Source organism: Arthrobacter crystallopoietes (assembly GCF_002849715.1).
GTDB classification, from domain to species: domain Bacteria; phylum Actinomycetota; class Actinomycetes; order Actinomycetales; family Micrococcaceae; genus Crystallibacter; species Crystallibacter crystallopoietes.
In genome coordinates, this window is sequence record NZ_CP018863.1 from 4,070,277 (window position 1) to 4,087,393 (window position 17,117).

A 17,117-nucleotide genomic window follows, 5' to 3' on the forward strand; every position below is an offset into this window, starting at 1 on the left:
AACGCCTGTTAGACATGTGGCGCGTTTCGCCGGGAGGTTCTTGCTGCTGCGATGTATTGGGCGTAGGCGGCGGCCGAGTCAGTGGCATGGCGTTCGATGGTAACCGGGGAGTAGCCCAGTGCATCGGCAATGATGGCCACGGGCGCGAGTTTGGTGAGTTCGTGGAGAGTTCCGAGCCGTGCCGCCCGAGTGCTGAATAGTCTGCTGAGCCGCACTGTCAGGTGACCTGGGTCGATGTGGCGCCCGGGCGCGATTCCGCGGAATACCCAATTAGTGCTCGGGTGTGAGGCGGTGAGGTTGTGGCCGGGATTCTCAGCGAGTTCCCGCCACGGCAGGTCCAGCGGATCAGGCAGTGCGATCTGGATTGTCCCGAGCCGGATGGTGACCAGGTCTTCGGTGATGGTCACGTCGTCCCAAGTCAGCCGAGCGATGTTTTCGGCCTGTTGTCCGAAGACGAGGATGAGGATGGCGGCGGCCCTGTCCCGTACGTCGAGTCCGTCCAGTTGAAGTACCTTGTTCAGCGCTTCGTCCTGTCCTGTCTTGTCGAGTTTGGGACTGGTTCCGCGGCGGTGCGGGAGGATGGCGAGACCTGCCGGAGCGGCTTTGGTTTTGATGGCCCATTTGAGGAAGCGCTCGGCGATGCGCCGGGTTGTTGGCCCTTCTGCTTGCCATACGTCGAGGTGGGATTGTTGCAGCTCGGGCAGTTTGATGCCGTGGCCGGTGAGCCAGTTGAGGAGGTCGATGGCCACGGTGACTTCTTGTTTGGCGCGCAGGAAGGTTCCGCGGCTGACTTCGTCCATGTGGTTCATCCGTCGTTGGTGGTGCCAGCGGATGTAGCGGCGGATCACTTCACGGTTCTGCAGGTCACTCACGCGCTCGAGGGCTTGCGTTGCCCAGTTGTCGTAGCGCATCCGGAGTTCGTCGCGGCGGGGGAGCACCCCGTGCTCGATGAGGAGTCCTCGGACGTATTCGCGGGTGCGTGAGTCGGGCAGTCCGTCGAAGGTTTCGTGCGTGATCGCGGGTGCGACTGCGAGGTTTCGCAGGAACGCTGTTACGTGCTTTTGGCGGATCCAGGTCAGGCCGCTGTTGGCCCGTTTCATCGACTTCAGCGCCGCCGCCAGCGGGATCAGATCGTTGGCGATGGATCCCGTGGCCGGGTCGGTGAGCAGGCCATCTACGACATTGCCGAGGACGCAGGTCCAGCAGCGGCCGCCGCTGTGAAGTTCGTCCTCGGCTCCGCAGGTCCGGCAGTCGACGTTGAGTCGGATGCCCGAGCATCGACGGCACGCGGGTTGGGTGTCGATGAGGCCGGGCAGGACGCCTTCGTGTCCGCAGGCGCAGATGCCGCGGGTGCGTTTGGCTTGCTGGTAGCAGTAGCCGCAGACGCCGCCGTCGGGCCACCGTGCAACGGTTTGGTGGTGTTGGCCGCAGCGGGAGCAGGGGACCGGCCAGCGGGTCGGGTCCTCCGGCTTGCGGGGCCTACTCACCGTCCTCGGGGGTGACGAGGCGGATGCGTTTGGCGATCGGGTTACCGGGTTGGATTCCCAGGTCTTCGCTGCGCCGAGGTGCGTCGGCTGTCGCCGCGGCGCGCATCTCGACGAAGGGTTCGAACAGGTCGTTGGGGGTGCAGTCCAGGATGTCGCAAAGGGCCGCGAACGTCCTGGCCGGAATGCGTTCCGGCGTGGCCGTGACCAGCCGGTAAACCTGGCTCTCGGAAAGGTTGATTCCGCGGGATTTCAGCAGCGGCATCAGTTCGGTGGTCTTCCAGAGGTTGTGCTTGGCCATGAGGGCACGTAAGTTCCAGCGGTAGCCGATCCGGCGCTGTTCAGGCATCTGGGTCCTCCAAGGTGGTGATGCGGCGTGCGATCATCTGTTGCACGGTTTTCTGCTTGAAGTCCGACGATACCGATGTGTAGAGGCCGGTGGTCGAGGCGTACGAGTGGCCGACCTGCGTCTGCACGAAGGCCGGGTCGTAGCCGGCTTCGATCAGGTGGGTCACGTAGGAGTGTCTGAGGCAGTGCAGCCCCAGTTCCTTGGGCAACCCAACGGCGTCGCGAGCTGCTGCGAAGGCATCGCCGAAGCTGCCAAGTGACATCCGGGCGCCCCGCTCGCTTGGCCAGAGCGCCGAGGACCGGTCAGCTGTTGGGAACCGCGCCCGCATCCCGCCGGTCCAGGTACGCAGCTGATCCACGACCCAGTCGAACTCCGGCACGGTCAGAACAGTCCGCCGCCTGGGCCCGGAACCTGCCGTGCCTTTGGCAAACCTCACCTGGACGGCACCGAAGCGGCCATACTCATTCACGTGGGGATTGGGGCCGAAGTCCTCCAGATCCAGCATCGTCATCTCACGCCGGCGAAGCCCATAGGCATAACAGACTTTGAACGCCACCGAATCACGGAACAGCGGCAGCCAACGCTTGCTGCCGGCCGCGTACTCACGGTCGACGAGATCGTCAACGTGATCGAAAAGCCGTTGCAGCTCAACCTTGGTGAATGCCCGCCGCTGCGCCGGCACGGCGTCATCGGTCGTGTGCCTGGGCGTGTTCCATTCAAAGCAGATCTGGCTCGGGATATCACCAAAAGTGCGTTCGCAGAACTCACCCCATCCATAGCCAGGATGCGTCAGGTAGGCGCAGAACATCCCCACGGCATTGCTGTACGAGCGCAGCGTCTTGAGGCTGATCGGCTGCTCACCGGAACGCAGTCCGGCCAGGAACTCATCTATGTCCACCGCACGCCATTGCCACGGAAACTCACCGGTGAATTCCTGGAACCGCGCCAGCAGCTGGCAGCGCTGCTTGATGGTCTGCGTCGTGAGCCCACGGGCCAGCATCTGCGCCCGCCAGCCATCCAGCATGGCGGTGAAAACACGCTCGTCGGCCCTGAACAGCCCGACAGCCGGATCCACCAGCATCCGCGGGACAAAACCCGGAACGGCACCATTCACTGCAACCCCTAAACCATGGAAACATGCATTAGATGCAGGAAACCTACAGTGGCAAGGGATCCAGGAGCAAATTCAGGCCTAGCGTCCAGATGCGGTCGTTGCAGCAAAGGCTCGTCTGACCTGCGGAAACACCGAAATAGCCGTGGAACGGGAGTTTTCGCAGCTACTTCTACTCCCGTACTTTAAACGCCGATAATCTACATTATGTCAAGTAGAGTCTTGATGGCTTGCATCTGATGCAATCACGAACGCTCCCCCTCGTGCTCCTTGATGCCTTGGAGGCGGATCCGCAGGGTCTGCGCTCCGGGATCATCGAGCTCGTCGAGATAGACGTCGCGGCCGGCCATGCTCATCACCAGGGCAAGGGTGGAACCCGTCACCAAAGGGCCGCTACCTGCGGCGAACAGCCCGTCGTCTGCGCGCAGTTGCAGACCGGAAACGTGCGTACGGCTGGCGACGGTGAAGTCGTGGCGGACGAAAAATTCGGCGACGGGTGTCAGCGCCCCGACACTTGGCGCTGAATCCCCAGGGGTTGGCGGACGTCCTGGGCGTGCACGACCACCTCACCAAGGTAGGCAGGGATATGTCCCGAGGGTGCCGTTGTACTTCTGATGACGGCTTGGAACAGGTCCAGCGTTTCTACCGGAGTCTGGCCGCACCGCTCGGTCAACCGACGCTGGTTATGCACGTCGGGACGGAAACGTGCGCCGAGCATACTGCGAAGCCACTGCCACTGGTTCAAGCTGGCAGCTGCCGTGAGGTGGGCCACGACCTGCTCGACATCCCAGTGCCCGCACAAAGTACCGCGCCTCCATTGCTCTGCCCTGAGGCCCGAGAGATCTTCTGCCAAAGCGGCCCGTTCGGCGTGCGCCAACTTCCAGAGCCGGTCGTTTTGCTGTCGTTTCCTATCGCTGCGTCCACGCTTCATGGGTGACCTGGCTCATGCGTTGACGTGCTTGCTGCCGCCTCGAAGAGTCGGGATGCCCCGGCTCCTTTGAATTTCTCCTGGGACACCACGCGCCCGGAGACTGCGAGGAGCAGATCGATCGAGTCGGCCTCGACTTCGTCGCCCTGCCCCCAGCTCACGCCGGTCTTACTGTCGATCAGCCGCAATCCTGCTACCCGCTCGCGTCCACCTCCAAAGGAGACAGGGGTGCGCAGTTGGTAGGCCAAGGCCTGTGCGACGGCAGGTTCGGGGTAGCAGCCGGCAATGCCCAGAGGCCGGCGTATATCCTCTCCGTGCACTATGGCTTCGACCAGACGTGTTGCGAGGTTTGCTGGCGGTGTGCGCCTGAGGTCTGTAGCTGCCTGCAGCGCGCCGAGTGTGTCCTGCGGATTCTGCCGTTGCTCTCGGGCGATGCCATTCACGTTTGCCAGGTCGAAGTCCATACGGGCGATCAGCAGCTCACGGACGAAGGAGACCCGACCGGTCAGTGCCGTGTCGACCAGATGCGCGAGGACATCGTGGATATCCCATCCCGGGCATAGTGAGGAGACGCACCACTGTTCGTCGCGCAGCTCAGAAAGATCAGCCGAGAGCTGCCGCCTTTCGGAATGCACAGTTCGCCAGATCGCTGCCGCGGACTTGTGCATGTCGGCTCCTTGTCGGAGTTAGGTAGATCACCGCTCCTTGGCACTCTAATACTGAAGCGGCCTGCCGAGGAAGGCATGTCTCGCCGGCACTCCCCCATCCAGACTTCGTGACAACCCCGGTGTGCAACAGGCATGCATGAGCTTCACGCTCCCCCACAGCCAGCTGTCCTTGCCGCTCTGCTCCTTGATCTCCCGGATGGTGCCGTCCGAACATGCTGGGGTTGTTGAGCTTCTCGCCGTAGTCTGTCCTCTGCTCCATGGCCGATAGACGACGAAGGCCGGGCCGGTGGCCTCCCCCAACAGCTCAGTGACCGTGTGGTATTCGGCCGTGTTTTTGCTACGCTCCACGTTCGCTTCCGCGGCATCCGCGCGGTGTAGGAGGCACTTGATTGTGTGGACCGCTGATCGGAAGGACGCAATTGCCCGCCTCAGAGCTGTCCGTCGTAGCTTTCACGCAGGGCCAGCGCGGTGAACTTCCAGCCCTCGATAATCCGTACCAAATCGTTCCTGGTAGCCGACCTGCCCATCTCGTTGATCAGCTCCACTTCAGCCTCCATGAAAACGGCCATCCCGTCGGCATAGGCGATCAGCTCCCGGATTTTTTCCTGTGGCAGAGAAGGTGGCTCGGGCGGCCGAGGCATCTCGATCATGCTCGCCATCTTGCCAGATGCGCTGTCGAAAGATCAGGTTCTTTGCCAGATCGTAACCGAGCCCGGCCAGGCCAGATCATCGGCGTCCGGTCTTGGATGGCGCTCATGGTCTGCGTCGCATCGTGGATGCACCGCGCCCTATCATTCCGCGACGCGCAAGCCGTAGACTGGGCGGTGTCGCGGGCAATGACGCCGGCCATCATTCTCTCCGCCACCTGTTGACAGACAATCGGCGGTCGGCCCTCCCCCACGAGCCCGTCGCTTCGGACGAAGGAGTCCTCGTGAACGCCAGATCGACAGACACCGGCCGCATGACCCCTCAACAGCGCAGGGTAGCAGGGGCTACTATGATCGGCACGACGGTGGAGTGGTACGACTACTTCATCTACGCCAACGCCGCCGCCCTGGTCCTCGCCCCGCTGTTCTTCTCCCCGCTGCAGGGGACCATGGCTTCGATCGTCTCATTCGCCACCGTCGGCATCAGCTTCCTGTTCCGCCCCCTGGGAGCCGTCATCATGGGCAGGGTGGGCGACCGGTATGGCCGCCGGGTAGTGCTGATCATCACCTTGATCCTCATGGGTCTAGGTACCACCCTCATCGGCGTCCTGCCTACGTACGCCACAATCGGGGTCTGGGCCCCGATCCTGCTGGTGTTCCTGCGCATCGTCCAGGGATTCTCCGCCGGCGGAGAATGGGGCGGGGCAGCGCTGATGGCTGTCGAACACGCCCCGGCCGAACACCGCGGCAAGTTCGGCGCCTTTCCGCAGCTGGGAGTTCCCGCCGGGATGCTTCTGGCCTCCGGGGTCACAGCCGTCTTCGCCGCCACGCTTACCGACGAGCAGTTCCTGGCCTGGGGCTGGCGGGTGCCATTCCTGCTGAGCTTCGTTCTGATCCTGATCGGCCACTACATCCGCACACGGGTCGAGGAGTCACCGGTATTCCATGAGCTGGAGGCCACGAAACAGACTGAGACCGCGCCGCTGTCCACTCTCTTCCGCCACCACCCAAAAAAGGTTATCCAGGCCACGCTCATCTTCATGGGCAATAACGCTGCCGGCTACATGCTCACCGGCGGCTTCATCCTGGGCTACGCCACCAGACAGCTGGACTTGAACGCCGATGCCATCCTCAACATCATCACCCTCGGTTCGGTGGCCTGGCTGATCTCGACCTGGGTCTCCGCGGTACTCTCCGACCGCATCGGCCGCCGCAAAATGTACATCATAGGATGGGCGTGCATGCTCGCCTGGCTATACCCGCTCTTCCTGCTCATCGACACCGCCGAGATGATCCTCGTCGTCGTCGCCTTGGTGGTTTTCGGCGCGGTCATGGGGCTGTCGTACGGACCGCTGCCGGCCCTGTACGCCGAGCTGTTCCCGGCCCGGATCCGACTCAGCGGCGCCTCCATCAGCTACGCGATGGGTGCAGTGCTCGGCGGGGCCTTCGCCCCCACGATCGCCACCGCACTGGTGGGTACGTTCAACACCACCGTCGCCGTCTCGACGTACCTATTCCTGCTCGTGGCGGCCTCGCTGATCGCCACCCTGACGCTGAAGGACCGCACTGGGTCCAACCTCTACCCGCCGGACAGCAAACTGCAGCCGCTGGAGGACGACGAAACCCCTGGCCCCACCCTCAACCTCTAACTATCCACGTCGCCGCGGCCCCGCACCGCCCTTCGAGGGCGCCCGGTCAGATCCGTCCGGCATCGTCTGCTCTCATTGAGGCGACTGCCCCGGCACCCCCTCTGTTGATTGCCTCTCCCCGAAAGGCGTACTCGTTTCGTCCACATGCTGTTTGAGCGTCTGCAGGTGATACGCCCAACCCGCACGATGATCGGCCGCAAGTGACTCTCCATCAGAGAGTGCAGCGAACCCTGATTCACTGAGGCAGATTCGTGCGCCCGTCCCGTCTGCGTCAAAGGTGCATTCGACAGTGGTCGGACGCTCCCATTCGCTCTCACGCCACGAGAAGACAAGCCGGCGCCCCTCCACCACGTCTTCGACCACTCCGGTGGCCTGGAACGAAACGCCGTCCAGCTCCCAGTGCTCCGTCAGTAGCGAGCCCGCAACGGGCCAGAAGTCCATCTCCGGCCACCATTGGCCTTTTTCGTGGACGAACACTGTCCACGCATGGGCAACCGAGCAGCTAAGTGACACTTCTGCCTGAATTCGGTCGACGGCGGCCATGTGCCTGTTATGCCATACGTCCGGTTCAACCGCAATGGCACCGATCCCCGCCCGTCGCTACCAGCCCCACAAACAGCGACGGCGCGAAGCAGCCTCGCGCCTCCTACCGGAGCAATACGGCGACTCCGCTGGCAGCCGCGGCCCACAGCACGCTGGCAAAGGTTCCCAGAATAAACCGCTCTGCAGCGCCGGCCTGACCGAGTTCGGAGTAGCGGCCGAGACCTTTCACAGCCAGTACTACAGCCAGTCCCTCCGGCCAACCAGCCAGCAGGGTAACGGCGATGCCTGTCCGCTCCAGTACGCCGATCCAAGCACCCCCTCGAAGGACAGGCTCCTTCTCAGCTTTCTCCCGGTTCTCCGGGTGTAAGGCATTGAAGGACAGGGTGAGGATACTGACAGTCAGCGGCCCGCCGCCCAGCGCGGCGGCGGCCACGGCAAATGCATAGACACCGGCTCCCAGGCCGCCCTCGCTGATACTCGCCAGCAACGCCGCTACCCCCAGCCAGACAAGCGAAATGGCACTAAGCGAATACAATCGGGCGTTCCCATGGCCGCGGAAGCGCTCCCCATACATCGGTACCGTAATGAGGGCAGCCAGACACAGCAGAATCAGACTGACGAGACTCACAGATCCGCACCTTCCAGGAGGGATTCCGCGACCCCACGGACCCTTCTCGATTCCTGCCACAGCCCGCTCTGAAGTCTGCTGGAGACGGCCTGCTGGCTGATCCCAAGCTGCCGGGCAATCTGCTGCTGTGTTAGGCCTTGGTCGCTGAGAATGCCCGCCTCGACTGACATGGCACTGCGCTTCCGCGCTACGGAGACCAGCAACTGCAGTAACGCTTCCGCTTGTGCAGCCATGTGACTCTGACCCGAAACGGCGATATTCCCGGAGGCATTCTTGGCAGCCGTCACTGCCGTGCGGGCCCGCTCGAATGCCTCCCCTGAAGCAGCCCGAGTATTATCAGGCAAAGGCTTGCGCACTTCCCCGATGCCGATGCCAACGCTCCACTGCCCGCTGACGGCCAACTCCATCGCAATGCTCAACGTGACGGAAGCATCATCGATAAGACTCTGCATCTCATCCCCCGCGGTTCGGTCGAACGGGAGAACTAACGGCCGCAGGGCGTCCTTGTTTAGCTCATCCATGACGGGACCCACGAGGTCCTCCCGCGTCCTGGACTTACGTTGATCAACGGTGAGGACGTACATGACAAAACCATATCCTTGTGGGCATACCAACAATGCTACAAGCTTGTTTGAGCGCTAACAAGCTCAGACTGCCTGATGGCTTACCAAGCTAATGGTGTTGCCCTCGGAGTCCTTGACGAAAGCCATCCATTCGTCGCTGCCGGCAGGACCCAGCGTCCCGTCGTCATGGTGGAAGATCAGCTGCGGCTCCGCCACGACTTCAACCCCGGCGTCCTTCAGCCTTGCAATCTCTGAGCGGACGTCAGGCACCTGCAAATAGATGAGGGCGGAAGGTGCTTCCCGTTCCAAGAGCAACCTCACGCCGTCGAGCATGAAAAAGACCAGCCCCGGCGGGTCATAAACGGCTGCCGCTTCCTGCCGCAGCAAGTCCTCGTAGAAAATTCTGGCCCGGTTGAGGTCTGAGGCACGTTGGGCAATCTGCGTGATTTTCACCATTCCTCCGAGTGCTCCATACGCCCCCGACCATTGCCAGAAAGTGCCGCGGTGGAACGTAGGCTTGAGTCGTGAAGACTTCTGCAATCGCTCCCCGGCAGTCTACGGCCAGCATAGTCCTCGCCTTCGCGGGAGACATCGCGTGCATCGTCCTTTTTGCAGCGATCGGACGCGACACGCACGAACACGGCCTGGACGTATCGGGAATCCTCTTGACCGCCGCGCCGTTTGCCGGCGGCGCTGCCATCGGCTGGCTGCTTGGCCGGGTCTGGCGCAGACCACTGGCCCTTTGGCCTGCCGCCGTCGTTGTTTGGCTCTCCACTGTCGTTTTCGGACTGCTGCTGCGCGGACTTGCCGGCGGAGGACTGGCGGTGTCGTTCCAGATCGTGACCCTGCTGGTACTGGGTGCATTTGTTGTCGGCTGGCGTCTGGTCGCGGCACTGGTCATGAAGATACGCAAAAGCCGGACCTTGGCATAACCTCGGTTATAGGCATAAATGGTGCGATGAAAGGCAGCAAAAGTGGTTACAGCGTTTGTACTCATCCAGACCGATGCATCCCGGATCCCGGAGTCAGCGCAGGAGATATCGGAGATCGAAGGCATCAGCGAGGTCTACTCGGTTACCGGCGAATGGGACTTGATCGCCGTTGCCCGGGTCACCAAACATGAAGATCTTGCCGATGTGATCGCAGACCGGCTCTCCAAGATTGAGGGCGTCCAAGCCACGACGACGCACATCGCATTCCGTGCCTATTCCCAGCATGACCTTGATGCGGCCTTCTCTTTAGGGTTCGACCACTAATTGAACCAAGGTGTGTGGGCCGGAGGAATCATCCGCCGGCCCACACACCTTTAATGTCTTAGGACCAGGCCTACTGCGTGACCTTGATCCAACGGTCAAGTGCCGAGGCTGCGGCTCCACTGTCGATTGCTTCGATAGCTTGGGCGAGGCCCTTCGCCAGCCTTTCCTGAAGAGGTCCCTCGGCCGACTCATCCAAGGCGACCAAGGCAGCAGCAGCATTAAGAACGACGGCGTCACGGACCGGACCTCGGTCTCCTGCCAGGGTGCGCCGGACTACTTCCGCATTGGCGGACGCATCCCCACCGCGCAGGTCGTCCAGGGTGGCACGCGCGATACCGAGATCGAGCGGGTCGAGTTCCGTTTCAGTGACCTTGCCGTCCCGGACCTCCCAGACCGTCGATGGGCCGGTGGTGGTGAGCTCATCAAGACCGTCCCCTCCCCGGAAAACCAGCGCCCGCTGTCCGCGGGTAGCCAGCACGCCGGCGATGAGGGGGGCCAGCCTCGCGTCGGCGACGCCGATGGCAGATGCCGTCGGATGCGCCGGATTGGTCATGGGGCCCATGAAGTTAAACGCGGTAGCTACACCGAGCTCGCTGCGAACGGTACCCGCGTACCTCATAGAGGGATGGAATACCTGGGCAAAGCAGAAGGTGATGCCGGCCTCGACTGCGGCCTGGGCCACCCTGTCGACAGGGAGATCCAGACGTACGCCGAGCGCTTCGATAACATCCGCTGACCCTGAAGACGACGACGCAGCACGATTTCCGTGCTTCACGATGCGTGCACCCGCTCCTGCGCATACGAGTGCGGCCATCGACGAGATGTTGACCGTGTTCTGTCGGTCACCGCCGGTTCCAACGATGTCGAGCTTCTCGCCCGGTATATCAATCGGGCGGGCATTGCTGACCATGGCATCGACCAAACCGGTAAGTTCATCGACCGTCTCACCCTTCGCGCGCAGTGCCACCAGGAACCCTGCCATCTGCGCGTCGGTGGCCTCTCCGGCCATGATCGTGTTCATCGCCCAGTGAGTTTGCTCTCGACTGAGGTCGTCACCGGCGATCAGCGCCGAGATCAGAACGGGCCATTGAAGGGCAGTCTTGGCATCACTAATAGGGCTCACACACCTAGGTTATCTACGAATTGTAGAAACTGCCTGAATATTAACTTTGCCGACATTCCGCGGAATACCGGGGCTTGGGAACGTTCGGCGCCCGCCACGCGTTCCGATGCATTGGTGAACTGGGCGGATTTATAGACATAATGACTATGTGACAACTGCAACCCACGCCCCCAGTACCCCGGCACATCCCACGCTGAACCGCCCAAACCTCGTTTCCGTCGGAACCGTTGTATGGCTGTCCAGCGAGCTGATGTTCTTTGCCGGCCTTTTCGCTATGTACTTCACCCTGCGAGCCACCTCACCAGAGATGTGGGCCACCGAAACGGCAAAACTCGACGTTCCGTTCGCGTTGGTCAACACCATCATCCTGGTAGCCAGCTCCTTCACCTGCCAGTTTGGTGTATTCGCGGCCGAACGCCTTCAGGCCCGCCGAACCGGCAGCCCCTTCAACGTCGCACGTTGGGGAATGGTCGAGTGGTTCCTGCTCACCTTCCTCATGGGCGCCATCTTTGTGTCTGTACAGGCTTATGAGTACGCCCACCTCGTCTCCGAGGGAGTATCGCTTTCCTCCAACGCTTACGGTTCGGCGTTCTACATCACCACAGGCTTCCATGGTCTTCACGTCGCTGGTGGACTGATCGCGTTCCTGCTGATCATTGGCCGCGCCTATGTCGCGAAGAAGTTCGGTCACTTTGAAGCGACCTCAGCGATCGTCACCTCCTACTACTGGCACTTCGTCGATGTGGTTTGGATCGCTCTGTTCATCATCATTTACTTCCTGAAGTAAGCCTTACTTGACTGTTCTTCTACGAAGGACAGAATTTCAAGAAGCTGCATTCGACGCACACGCACCACAGAGTTAGGAACCAAGAAGTGAAGGCACTTTCGCAAAAGCGGCGACATCCGCTGGCGGCCATTGCCCTGTTGCTTATGGGTCTGCTGGTTACCGGCGGTCTTTACGCCGTAGCCGGTACGGTCAACGAGGCCCAGGCGACAACCACCACATACTCGGCACAGGACATCGAAGAGGGCGAAAAGCTCTTCGTTTCAAACTGCGCCACTTGTCACGGGTTGGGTGCAGTTGGCGCTCCGGAAGGTGCCCACGGAAATCAGGCAGGTCCTTCTCTGATCGGTGTCGGCGCAGCGGCCGTCGACTTCCAGGTCGGCACGGGGCGTATGCCGATGCAGATGACCGGACCTCAGGCACAGCAGAAGCCCAAGCAGTTCAATGACGAGCAGACCATGCAGCTGGCCGCTTACGTTGCTTCGCTGGGGGCCGGTCCGGCCATTCCCGAGGAACAGTACCTCGATGCCAGCGAAGGTGATCCCGCTGCCGGCGGCGAACTGTTCCGCGTCAACTGCGCCATGTGCCATAACGCTGCAGCCGCCGGCGGTGCCCTCACCCGCGGTAAGTTCGCACCGGCACTCGCCGGCGTGAGCGAGAAGCACATCTACGAAGCCATGGTTACCGGCCCGCAGAACATGCCCGTCTTCAGCGATGCCAACATCTCCCCCGAAGGCAAGCAAGACATCGTCGCCTTCCTGAAGACCATTGAAGAACAGGGATCACCCGGTGGTAATTCCCTTGGATCGCTCGGCCCCGTTTCCGAAGGCCTCCTGATCTGGACAGCGGGCCTTGGAGTCATCATCGCCTTCACGATCTGGCTGACCCAGCGGTCATCCTGATCTCCTCCCGGCGGCCGAAGGGCCGCCGGGAAATTACTGACAACACACGCACTGAAAATCTTTAGAGACATATCAAGAGAAGGATGAGAGGGATCATGGGCGACCATAGTCACGGCAGTCCGAAATCCTCGGGCACCGTTGCTACGGCTGGTCAGAGCGAAGTGGAGAAGTTCCAGGATCCTGGACTTCCGCCACATCGCCCGCGCCTTGCCGACAAGGATCCCCGGGCCGAAAAGCGAGCCGAGAAACAGGTTGCGATTCTGTTCGTAATCTCCATCATCGGTACCCTGCTTTTCTTCGTGGGATACTTTGCCATCCGTTTGGATGAGACCATTGCAACGCTGCGACTGCAGAACTTTTTGCTCGGTATGGGCACTGCCTTTGCCATGCTCGGAATTGGCGTAGGTATTGTCCACTGGGCAAAGACCCTGATGCCCGATCACGAGATCGCAGAAGAACGTCACGCGGTCCGCACCGAAGAAGACCGCGTCATTGCGGAAACGATGGTTACGGAGATCATCGAGGAAACGGGCATCAAGCGCCGCCCGCTGATCCGTAACACGCTCCTCGGCGCCATGATTCTAGCGCCGCTGCCGGCGATCGGGATCCTGCGCGACCTCTCAGAGGACCTGAATCCCGACGTGCTGAGGCACACAATGTGGGACGCAGGAGTCCGTCTGACCCGCGACCCGAGCGGCACACCGATCAAGGCCTCAGACGTCACGATCGGATCGGCTTTCCATGTAATTCCGGAAGGCCTGAACGAAGCTGAGCACAAGCTGGAAGAAAAGGCCAAGGCCGTCGTCCTGCTTATGCGTCTCAATCCGGAGGATCTCCATGTATCCCCCGGCCGCGAAGACTGGAACTACAACGGCATTGTTGCCTACTCCAAGATTTGCACCCACGTGGGATGCCCGGTCGCTCTTTATGAGCAGCAGACGCATCATCTGCTCTGCCCATGCCACCAGTCGACGTTCGACCTGACCCAGGAATGCAAAGTCATTTTCGGTCCGGCCACACATGCCTTGCCGCAGCTGCCTATCAGCGTTGACGACGAGGGATACCTGGTTGCAACCAGCGACTTCCACGAACCCGTCGGACCTAGCTTCTGGGAGCGTGGCTAATCATGAGTGCTTCGACTTCATCCGATACCTATCAGCCGAAAACCAGTCTCGGACGTGTCACCAACTTCGTAGACACTCGAGTTGGCGGTTCGTCCATCGTCAAGGAATTCGGTCGCAAGATCTTCCCGGACCACTGGTCGTTCATGTTCGGCGAAGTGGCCCTATACACCTTCGTGATCCTGCTGCTGTCGGGAACGTTCCTAACGCTGTTCTTCGATCCGTCGATGGCAGAAACGCACTATGACGGATCCTATGTCCCGCTTAAGGGTGTAGAAATGTCTGTCGCATACGCCTCAACCTTGGATATCTCTTTCGATATCCGCGGTGGGCTCTTTATGCGCCAGCTGCACCATTGGTCTGCGCTGCTCTTTGTAGCGTCGGTCTCGGTGCACATGCTTCGCGTATTCTTTACCGGCGCCTTCCGTCGTCCGCGTGAGCTCAACTGGCTCGTCGGCTGTGTCCTCCTGATCCTGGCTCTGGCAGCAGGCTTCACCGGTTACTCACTGCCGGATGACCTTCTCTCTGGTAACGGACTGCGCATCATCGATGGTGTTATCAAGGCGATTCCGCTCATCGGCACTTACCTATCCATGTTGATCTTCGGGGGCGAGTTCCCGGGCACGGCAATCGTGGGACGTCTCTACGTGATGCACATTCTCGTGGTGCCCGCGCTGATCCTTCTGATGATCGTCATTCACCTGTTTATGGTTGTTACCCACAAGCACACGCAGTACCCCGGCCCGGGCCGTACGGAAACCAATGTCGTCGGTTTTCCTGTTGGACCGGTCTACGCGGCAAAGGCAGGCGGATTCTTCTTCATCGTCTTCGGTGTGGTCGCGGTCATCGCGGCCAACTTCCAGATCCTTCCGATCTGGGATTACGGCCCCTACGACCCCTCCCCTGTTTCCGCCGGTACCCAGCCGGACTGGTACATCGGTTTCGTGGACGGTGCGCTTCGACTCATGCCAGGTGTCCTCTGGGGCTTCCCGTTTGAATACGTGATCTTCGGCGGTTTCACGCTGTCGCTGAACGTATTGCTCCCGGCCCTCGTTCCGGCGGGCATTCTGTTCGGCCTGATGTTTGGGTGGCCGTGGATCGAACGCTGGGTAACCAAGGACGACCGCGAACACCACATCCTGGACCGTCCACGCAACGCTCCCTTCCGTACAGCAACCGGTGTGGCCGGGGTGATCTGGTACTGCGTCATGTGGGCAGCAGCCAGCTCCGACCTCATCGCTACTCACTTCCTCGTGTCGCTGAACGATGTCACCTACTGGCTCCGCGCGCTGTTCTTCATCGGACCGATCATCGGGTTCATCGTGACCCGGAGAATCTGCCTCGCGCTGCAGCGCAAGGACCGTGAGATCGTTCTCCACGGCCGCGAGACCGGACGTATTGTCCGTCTCCCGCATGGCGAGTTCATCGAGGTCCATGCGCCGCTGAACGACTACAAGCTGCACCGCTTGGTCAGCTTCGAGTCCCCGGAGGTTCAGCCAGCCGAGCCGGACGCCAACGGAAAGATCTCCGGCACCGAGAACCTACGTGGGCGCCTGTCCCGCTTCTTCTTCGAGGACCGTGTCGCTCCCGTTACACCGGCCGAGCTCGCAGCCGCCCACAGCCATGGCAGCCACGAAGAAATCGAAACCGCAGAGAGCAAGGCTGAAATCTCCAGCCACTGATCTCAACAAACATGGAGGGCGGCTCCGGACCACTGGTCCGGAGCCGCCCTCCGCTTTACTGAATAGTCAGGAATAAGTAACTGCCAATATGGTCGGGCATGGTGAGCAAGAGGGCGGCCGGAATTCTGGTCTCATTCGCAGTATCGCTGGCCTGGCTATATAGGAGGATCACCGAACCGTCCTTGCCCCTCAGCAGCTACCACTGCGGCTCGAGTCCCTGGCTTACGAGCGCGCAGGCAGGAGTGTTCTCTACAGGCCTTTCCAGCCGGCTGGGGGCCTCTAGAACCGCTTAACGTTGTAGGAACGCGGCGACCGCCCGCCAGGCCGCTGGAGGGGCACCCACAGCTTGTAGCGGTCGGCCCGGTAATACGAGATTGAAAAGTCTGCCATGGTTCTCGATACATAGGCGTGGCGTTGAATCTTGAGCAACGGGGCGCCGATGTCGACGTTCAGCAGTCTGGCGATAGATGGTTGCGCTGCTGTGGCTTCGATGGTGTCTTCGCCCCATTCCATCACCAACCCATAGCGTTCACTGAGAACGTTGTAGAGGGAGGTGGGAGGCGGATCATCCAGTATGCCAGGGACCCGGCTGGCAGGAATGAAGTTCTCATCCACGCTCATTGGATCGCCATCGGCCAGCATCAGCCGGCGGAAACGCACCACAGGCTGCCCTTCCTCAATCTGAAGCTCACGCGCAACCAGCGGGGCTGCGCCGATCTGCTCAAAGCTCAAGACCCGGGCGTCCGGGACCATGCCACGGCGCTGCATCTCTTCGCTGTAGGAAGTCAGCTTCACCTGCAGATCCAGTTTGGGTTGGCTTACGAATGTCCCAAGTCCCACGATGCGTTCCAGCACCTGCTCGGCGACCAGCGAGTCAATGGCTTGTCGCACCGTCATACGTGCCACACCGAAACGTTCAGTGAGTTCCCTTTCAGAGGGAAACGGTCCCCCTGGCTCGCAATTCTCCTTCGCATGACGCCGGAGTATCTCACGCAATTGAGCGTGCTTGGAGGTTCTGGACGCATCGTCGATCTCTCCGGGAATCGCCGCTGCTGCTTTTGATACCAAAACACTCCCCTGCTCCGAACTGATGCAACGACACTATTCTAGTCCGGTCTAGACCACTGGGCTCGATGTTGTTGCGGCCACACGCCCGGAACCCCCGTGGCGATTCATTCGCGCCGAGTGGGATGGGAGGGCAGTCCAGTCTGTGTACGGCGCCGTTAAGCCCAAAGGGCCCGGAGCATCATGCTCCGGGCCCTTTGGGCAGTATTCACTTAGTGTGCGTGATCTCCGCGGCTGTATTCATAAACCCAACCGATCAGTGCGACGACCAACAGGCCGACACCGATGTAGGTGATCCAGAAGCCCACGGCCAGACCGAGGAAGCCGGTTGCAGCCGCGAGGCTCAACACCAGCGGCCACCAGCTCCAGGGGCTGAAGTGCCCCTGCTCGCCGGAACCTTCGTGGATTTCTGCATCCACCCGGTCCTCGGGACGGGCACCAACACGACGGCCGGTGAACCACAGGTACCCGCCGATCATCACTGAAAGACCAGCCGTCAGAAGCAGGGCCAGATAGCCGACGTGTTCCTGCCAATCGACCATGAAACCGTAGACTACGGCGACGATCGCAAAGAACGGAGCGAGTCCGATAAAGAGCCAGGATTCAACCTTCAT

The 17,117-nt window shown here is 61.1% G+C and carries 21 protein-coding genes; 7 read left to right on the plus strand and 14 right to left on the minus strand.

The annotated features are described in order from the left end of the window. Positions 1–8: 8 nt before the first annotated feature. From AC20117_RS18725 to AC20117_RS18750, 7 genes are all read right to left on the minus strand, one after another. Entirely contained in the window at positions 9–1,487 is a 1,479-nt protein-coding gene (locus AC20117_RS18725) for a site-specific integrase (RefSeq protein ID WP_074698505.1), read from the minus strand. Further along, entirely contained in the window at positions 1,480–1,833 is a 354-nt protein-coding gene (locus AC20117_RS18730) for a helix-turn-helix domain-containing protein (protein WP_074698507.1), read from the minus strand. Before AC20117_RS18730 ends, AC20117_RS18725 begins: the two co-directional genes overlap by 8 nt. After that, on the minus strand, positions 1,826–2,947 hold the full coding sequence (locus AC20117_RS18735; RefSeq protein ID WP_236777368.1) for a tyrosine-type recombinase/integrase: 1,122 nt from the start codon (positions 2,945–2,947) through the stop codon (positions 1,826–1,828). Before AC20117_RS18735 ends, AC20117_RS18730 begins: the two co-directional genes overlap by 8 nt. A 242-nt stretch (positions 2,948–3,189) precedes the next feature. Beyond that, a complete protein-coding gene (locus tag AC20117_RS23970; protein ID WP_236777369.1) occupies positions 3,190–3,327 on the minus strand; it encodes a hypothetical protein in 138 nt (45 codons plus the stop codon). Positions 3,328–3,443: 116 nt separating this feature from the next. Continuing rightward, a complete protein-coding gene (locus tag AC20117_RS23975; RefSeq protein WP_236777370.1) occupies positions 3,444–3,875 on the minus strand; it encodes a maleylpyruvate isomerase family mycothiol-dependent enzyme in 432 nt (143 codons plus the stop codon). Then, entirely contained in the window at positions 3,872–4,540 is a 669-nt protein-coding gene (locus AC20117_RS18745; RefSeq protein WP_074702357.1) for a maleylpyruvate isomerase family mycothiol-dependent enzyme, read from the minus strand. The genes AC20117_RS23975 and AC20117_RS18745 overlap by 4 nt, the downstream gene beginning before the upstream one ends. Before the next feature lie 428 nt (positions 4,541–4,968). Further along, entirely contained in the window at positions 4,969–5,190 is a 222-nt protein-coding gene (locus AC20117_RS18750) for a hypothetical protein (RefSeq protein WP_074702356.1), read from the minus strand. Positions 5,191–5,501: 311 nt separating this feature from the next. On the opposite strand from AC20117_RS18750, the gene AC20117_RS18755 reads away from it, so the two are divergent. Continuing rightward, positions 5,502–6,836 (plus strand): MFS transporter, encoded by a 1,335-nt coding sequence (locus AC20117_RS18755; RefSeq protein ID WP_074703411.1) that lies wholly within the window; start codon positions 5,502–5,504, stop codon positions 6,834–6,836. A 72-nt stretch (positions 6,837–6,908) separates the two neighbouring features. Here AC20117_RS18755 and AC20117_RS18760 read toward each other — a convergent pair whose 3' ends face one another. The 4 genes from AC20117_RS18760 to AC20117_RS18775 all read right to left on the minus strand — a co-directional run bounded on the left by AC20117_RS18760 (position 6,909) and on the right by AC20117_RS18775 (position 9,023). Further along, the gene (locus AC20117_RS18760) at positions 6,909–7,379 is read right to left on the minus strand and encodes an SRPBCC family protein (protein ID WP_074702355.1); all 471 of its coding nucleotides are present in this window, start codon (positions 7,377–7,379) and stop codon (positions 6,909–6,911) included. A gap of 103 nt (positions 7,380–7,482) precedes the next feature. Then, a complete protein-coding gene (locus tag AC20117_RS18765; protein ID WP_074702353.1) occupies positions 7,483–8,007 on the minus strand; it encodes a hypothetical protein in 525 nt (174 codons plus the stop codon). Then, complete coding sequence (locus tag AC20117_RS18770) at positions 8,004–8,591, minus strand: SatD family protein (RefSeq protein ID WP_074702351.1); 588 nt, start codon at positions 8,589–8,591, stop codon at positions 8,004–8,006. The genes AC20117_RS18765 and AC20117_RS18770 overlap by 4 nt, the downstream gene beginning before the upstream one ends. A gap of 63 nt (positions 8,592–8,654) precedes the next feature. Beyond that, positions 8,655–9,023: a VOC family protein gene (locus tag AC20117_RS18775; protein WP_074703410.1), complete on the minus strand. Its 369-nt coding sequence runs from the start codon at positions 9,021–9,023 to the stop codon at positions 8,655–8,657. A 71-nt stretch (positions 9,024–9,094) separates the two neighbouring features. Between AC20117_RS18775 and AC20117_RS18780 the strand changes: the two genes are divergently transcribed. Both AC20117_RS18780 and AC20117_RS18785 read left to right on the plus strand, forming a co-directional pair. Continuing rightward, positions 9,095–9,502 (plus strand): DUF3054 domain-containing protein, encoded by a 408-nt coding sequence (locus AC20117_RS18780; RefSeq protein ID WP_236777371.1) that lies wholly within the window; start codon positions 9,095–9,097, stop codon positions 9,500–9,502. A 42-nt stretch (positions 9,503–9,544) separates the two neighbouring features. Further along, positions 9,545–9,826: an Lrp/AsnC family transcriptional regulator gene (locus tag AC20117_RS18785; protein WP_074702349.1), complete on the plus strand. Its 282-nt coding sequence runs from the start codon at positions 9,545–9,547 to the stop codon at positions 9,824–9,826. A 70-nt stretch (positions 9,827–9,896) separates the two neighbouring features. Here the strand turns inward: AC20117_RS18785 and trpD are convergent, their stop codons facing one another. Then, positions 9,897–10,949: an anthranilate phosphoribosyltransferase gene (trpD, locus tag AC20117_RS18790; RefSeq protein ID WP_074702347.1), complete on the minus strand. Its 1,053-nt coding sequence runs from the start codon at positions 10,947–10,949 to the stop codon at positions 9,897–9,899. 148 nt (positions 10,950–11,097) lie between these two features. Here trpD and ctaE point away from each other — a divergent pair, with 148 nt between their 5' ends. The 4 genes from ctaE (at position 11,098) to qcrB (ending at position 15,438) form a co-directional block, all read left to right on the plus strand. Next, the gene (gene ctaE / locus AC20117_RS18795; RefSeq protein ID WP_074702346.1) at positions 11,098–11,736 is read left to right on the plus strand and encodes an aa3-type cytochrome oxidase subunit III; all 639 of its coding nucleotides are present in this window, start codon (positions 11,098–11,100) and stop codon (positions 11,734–11,736) included. Between the two features lie 86 nt (positions 11,737–11,822). After that, entirely contained in the window at positions 11,823–12,635 is an 813-nt protein-coding gene (gene qcrC / locus AC20117_RS18800) for a cytochrome bc1 complex diheme cytochrome c subunit (RefSeq protein WP_074702344.1), read from the plus strand. Positions 12,636–12,730: 95 nt separating this feature from the next. Beyond that, entirely contained in the window at positions 12,731–13,759 is a 1,029-nt protein-coding gene (qcrA, locus tag AC20117_RS18805; protein WP_074702343.1) for a cytochrome bc1 complex Rieske iron-sulfur subunit, read from the plus strand. A gap of 2 nt (positions 13,760–13,761) precedes the next feature. Continuing rightward, complete coding sequence (qcrB, locus tag AC20117_RS18810) at positions 13,762–15,438, plus strand: cytochrome bc1 complex cytochrome b subunit (RefSeq protein ID WP_101632644.1); 1,677 nt, start codon at positions 13,762–13,764, stop codon at positions 15,436–15,438. Positions 15,439–15,717: 279 nt separating this feature from the next. On the opposite strand, the gene AC20117_RS18815 is transcribed toward qcrB, so the two are convergent. Together AC20117_RS18815 and AC20117_RS18820 are read right to left on the minus strand one after the other, a co-directional pair. Then, positions 15,718–16,506, minus strand: coding sequence for a GntR family transcriptional regulator (locus tag AC20117_RS18815; protein WP_074702340.1), 789 nt, complete (start codon positions 16,504–16,506; stop codon positions 15,718–15,720). Positions 16,507–16,715: 209 nt separating this feature from the next. Then, the gene (locus AC20117_RS18820; protein WP_074702338.1) at positions 16,716–17,117 is read right to left on the minus strand and encodes a cytochrome c oxidase subunit 4; all 402 of its coding nucleotides are present in this window, start codon (positions 17,115–17,117) and stop codon (positions 16,716–16,718) included.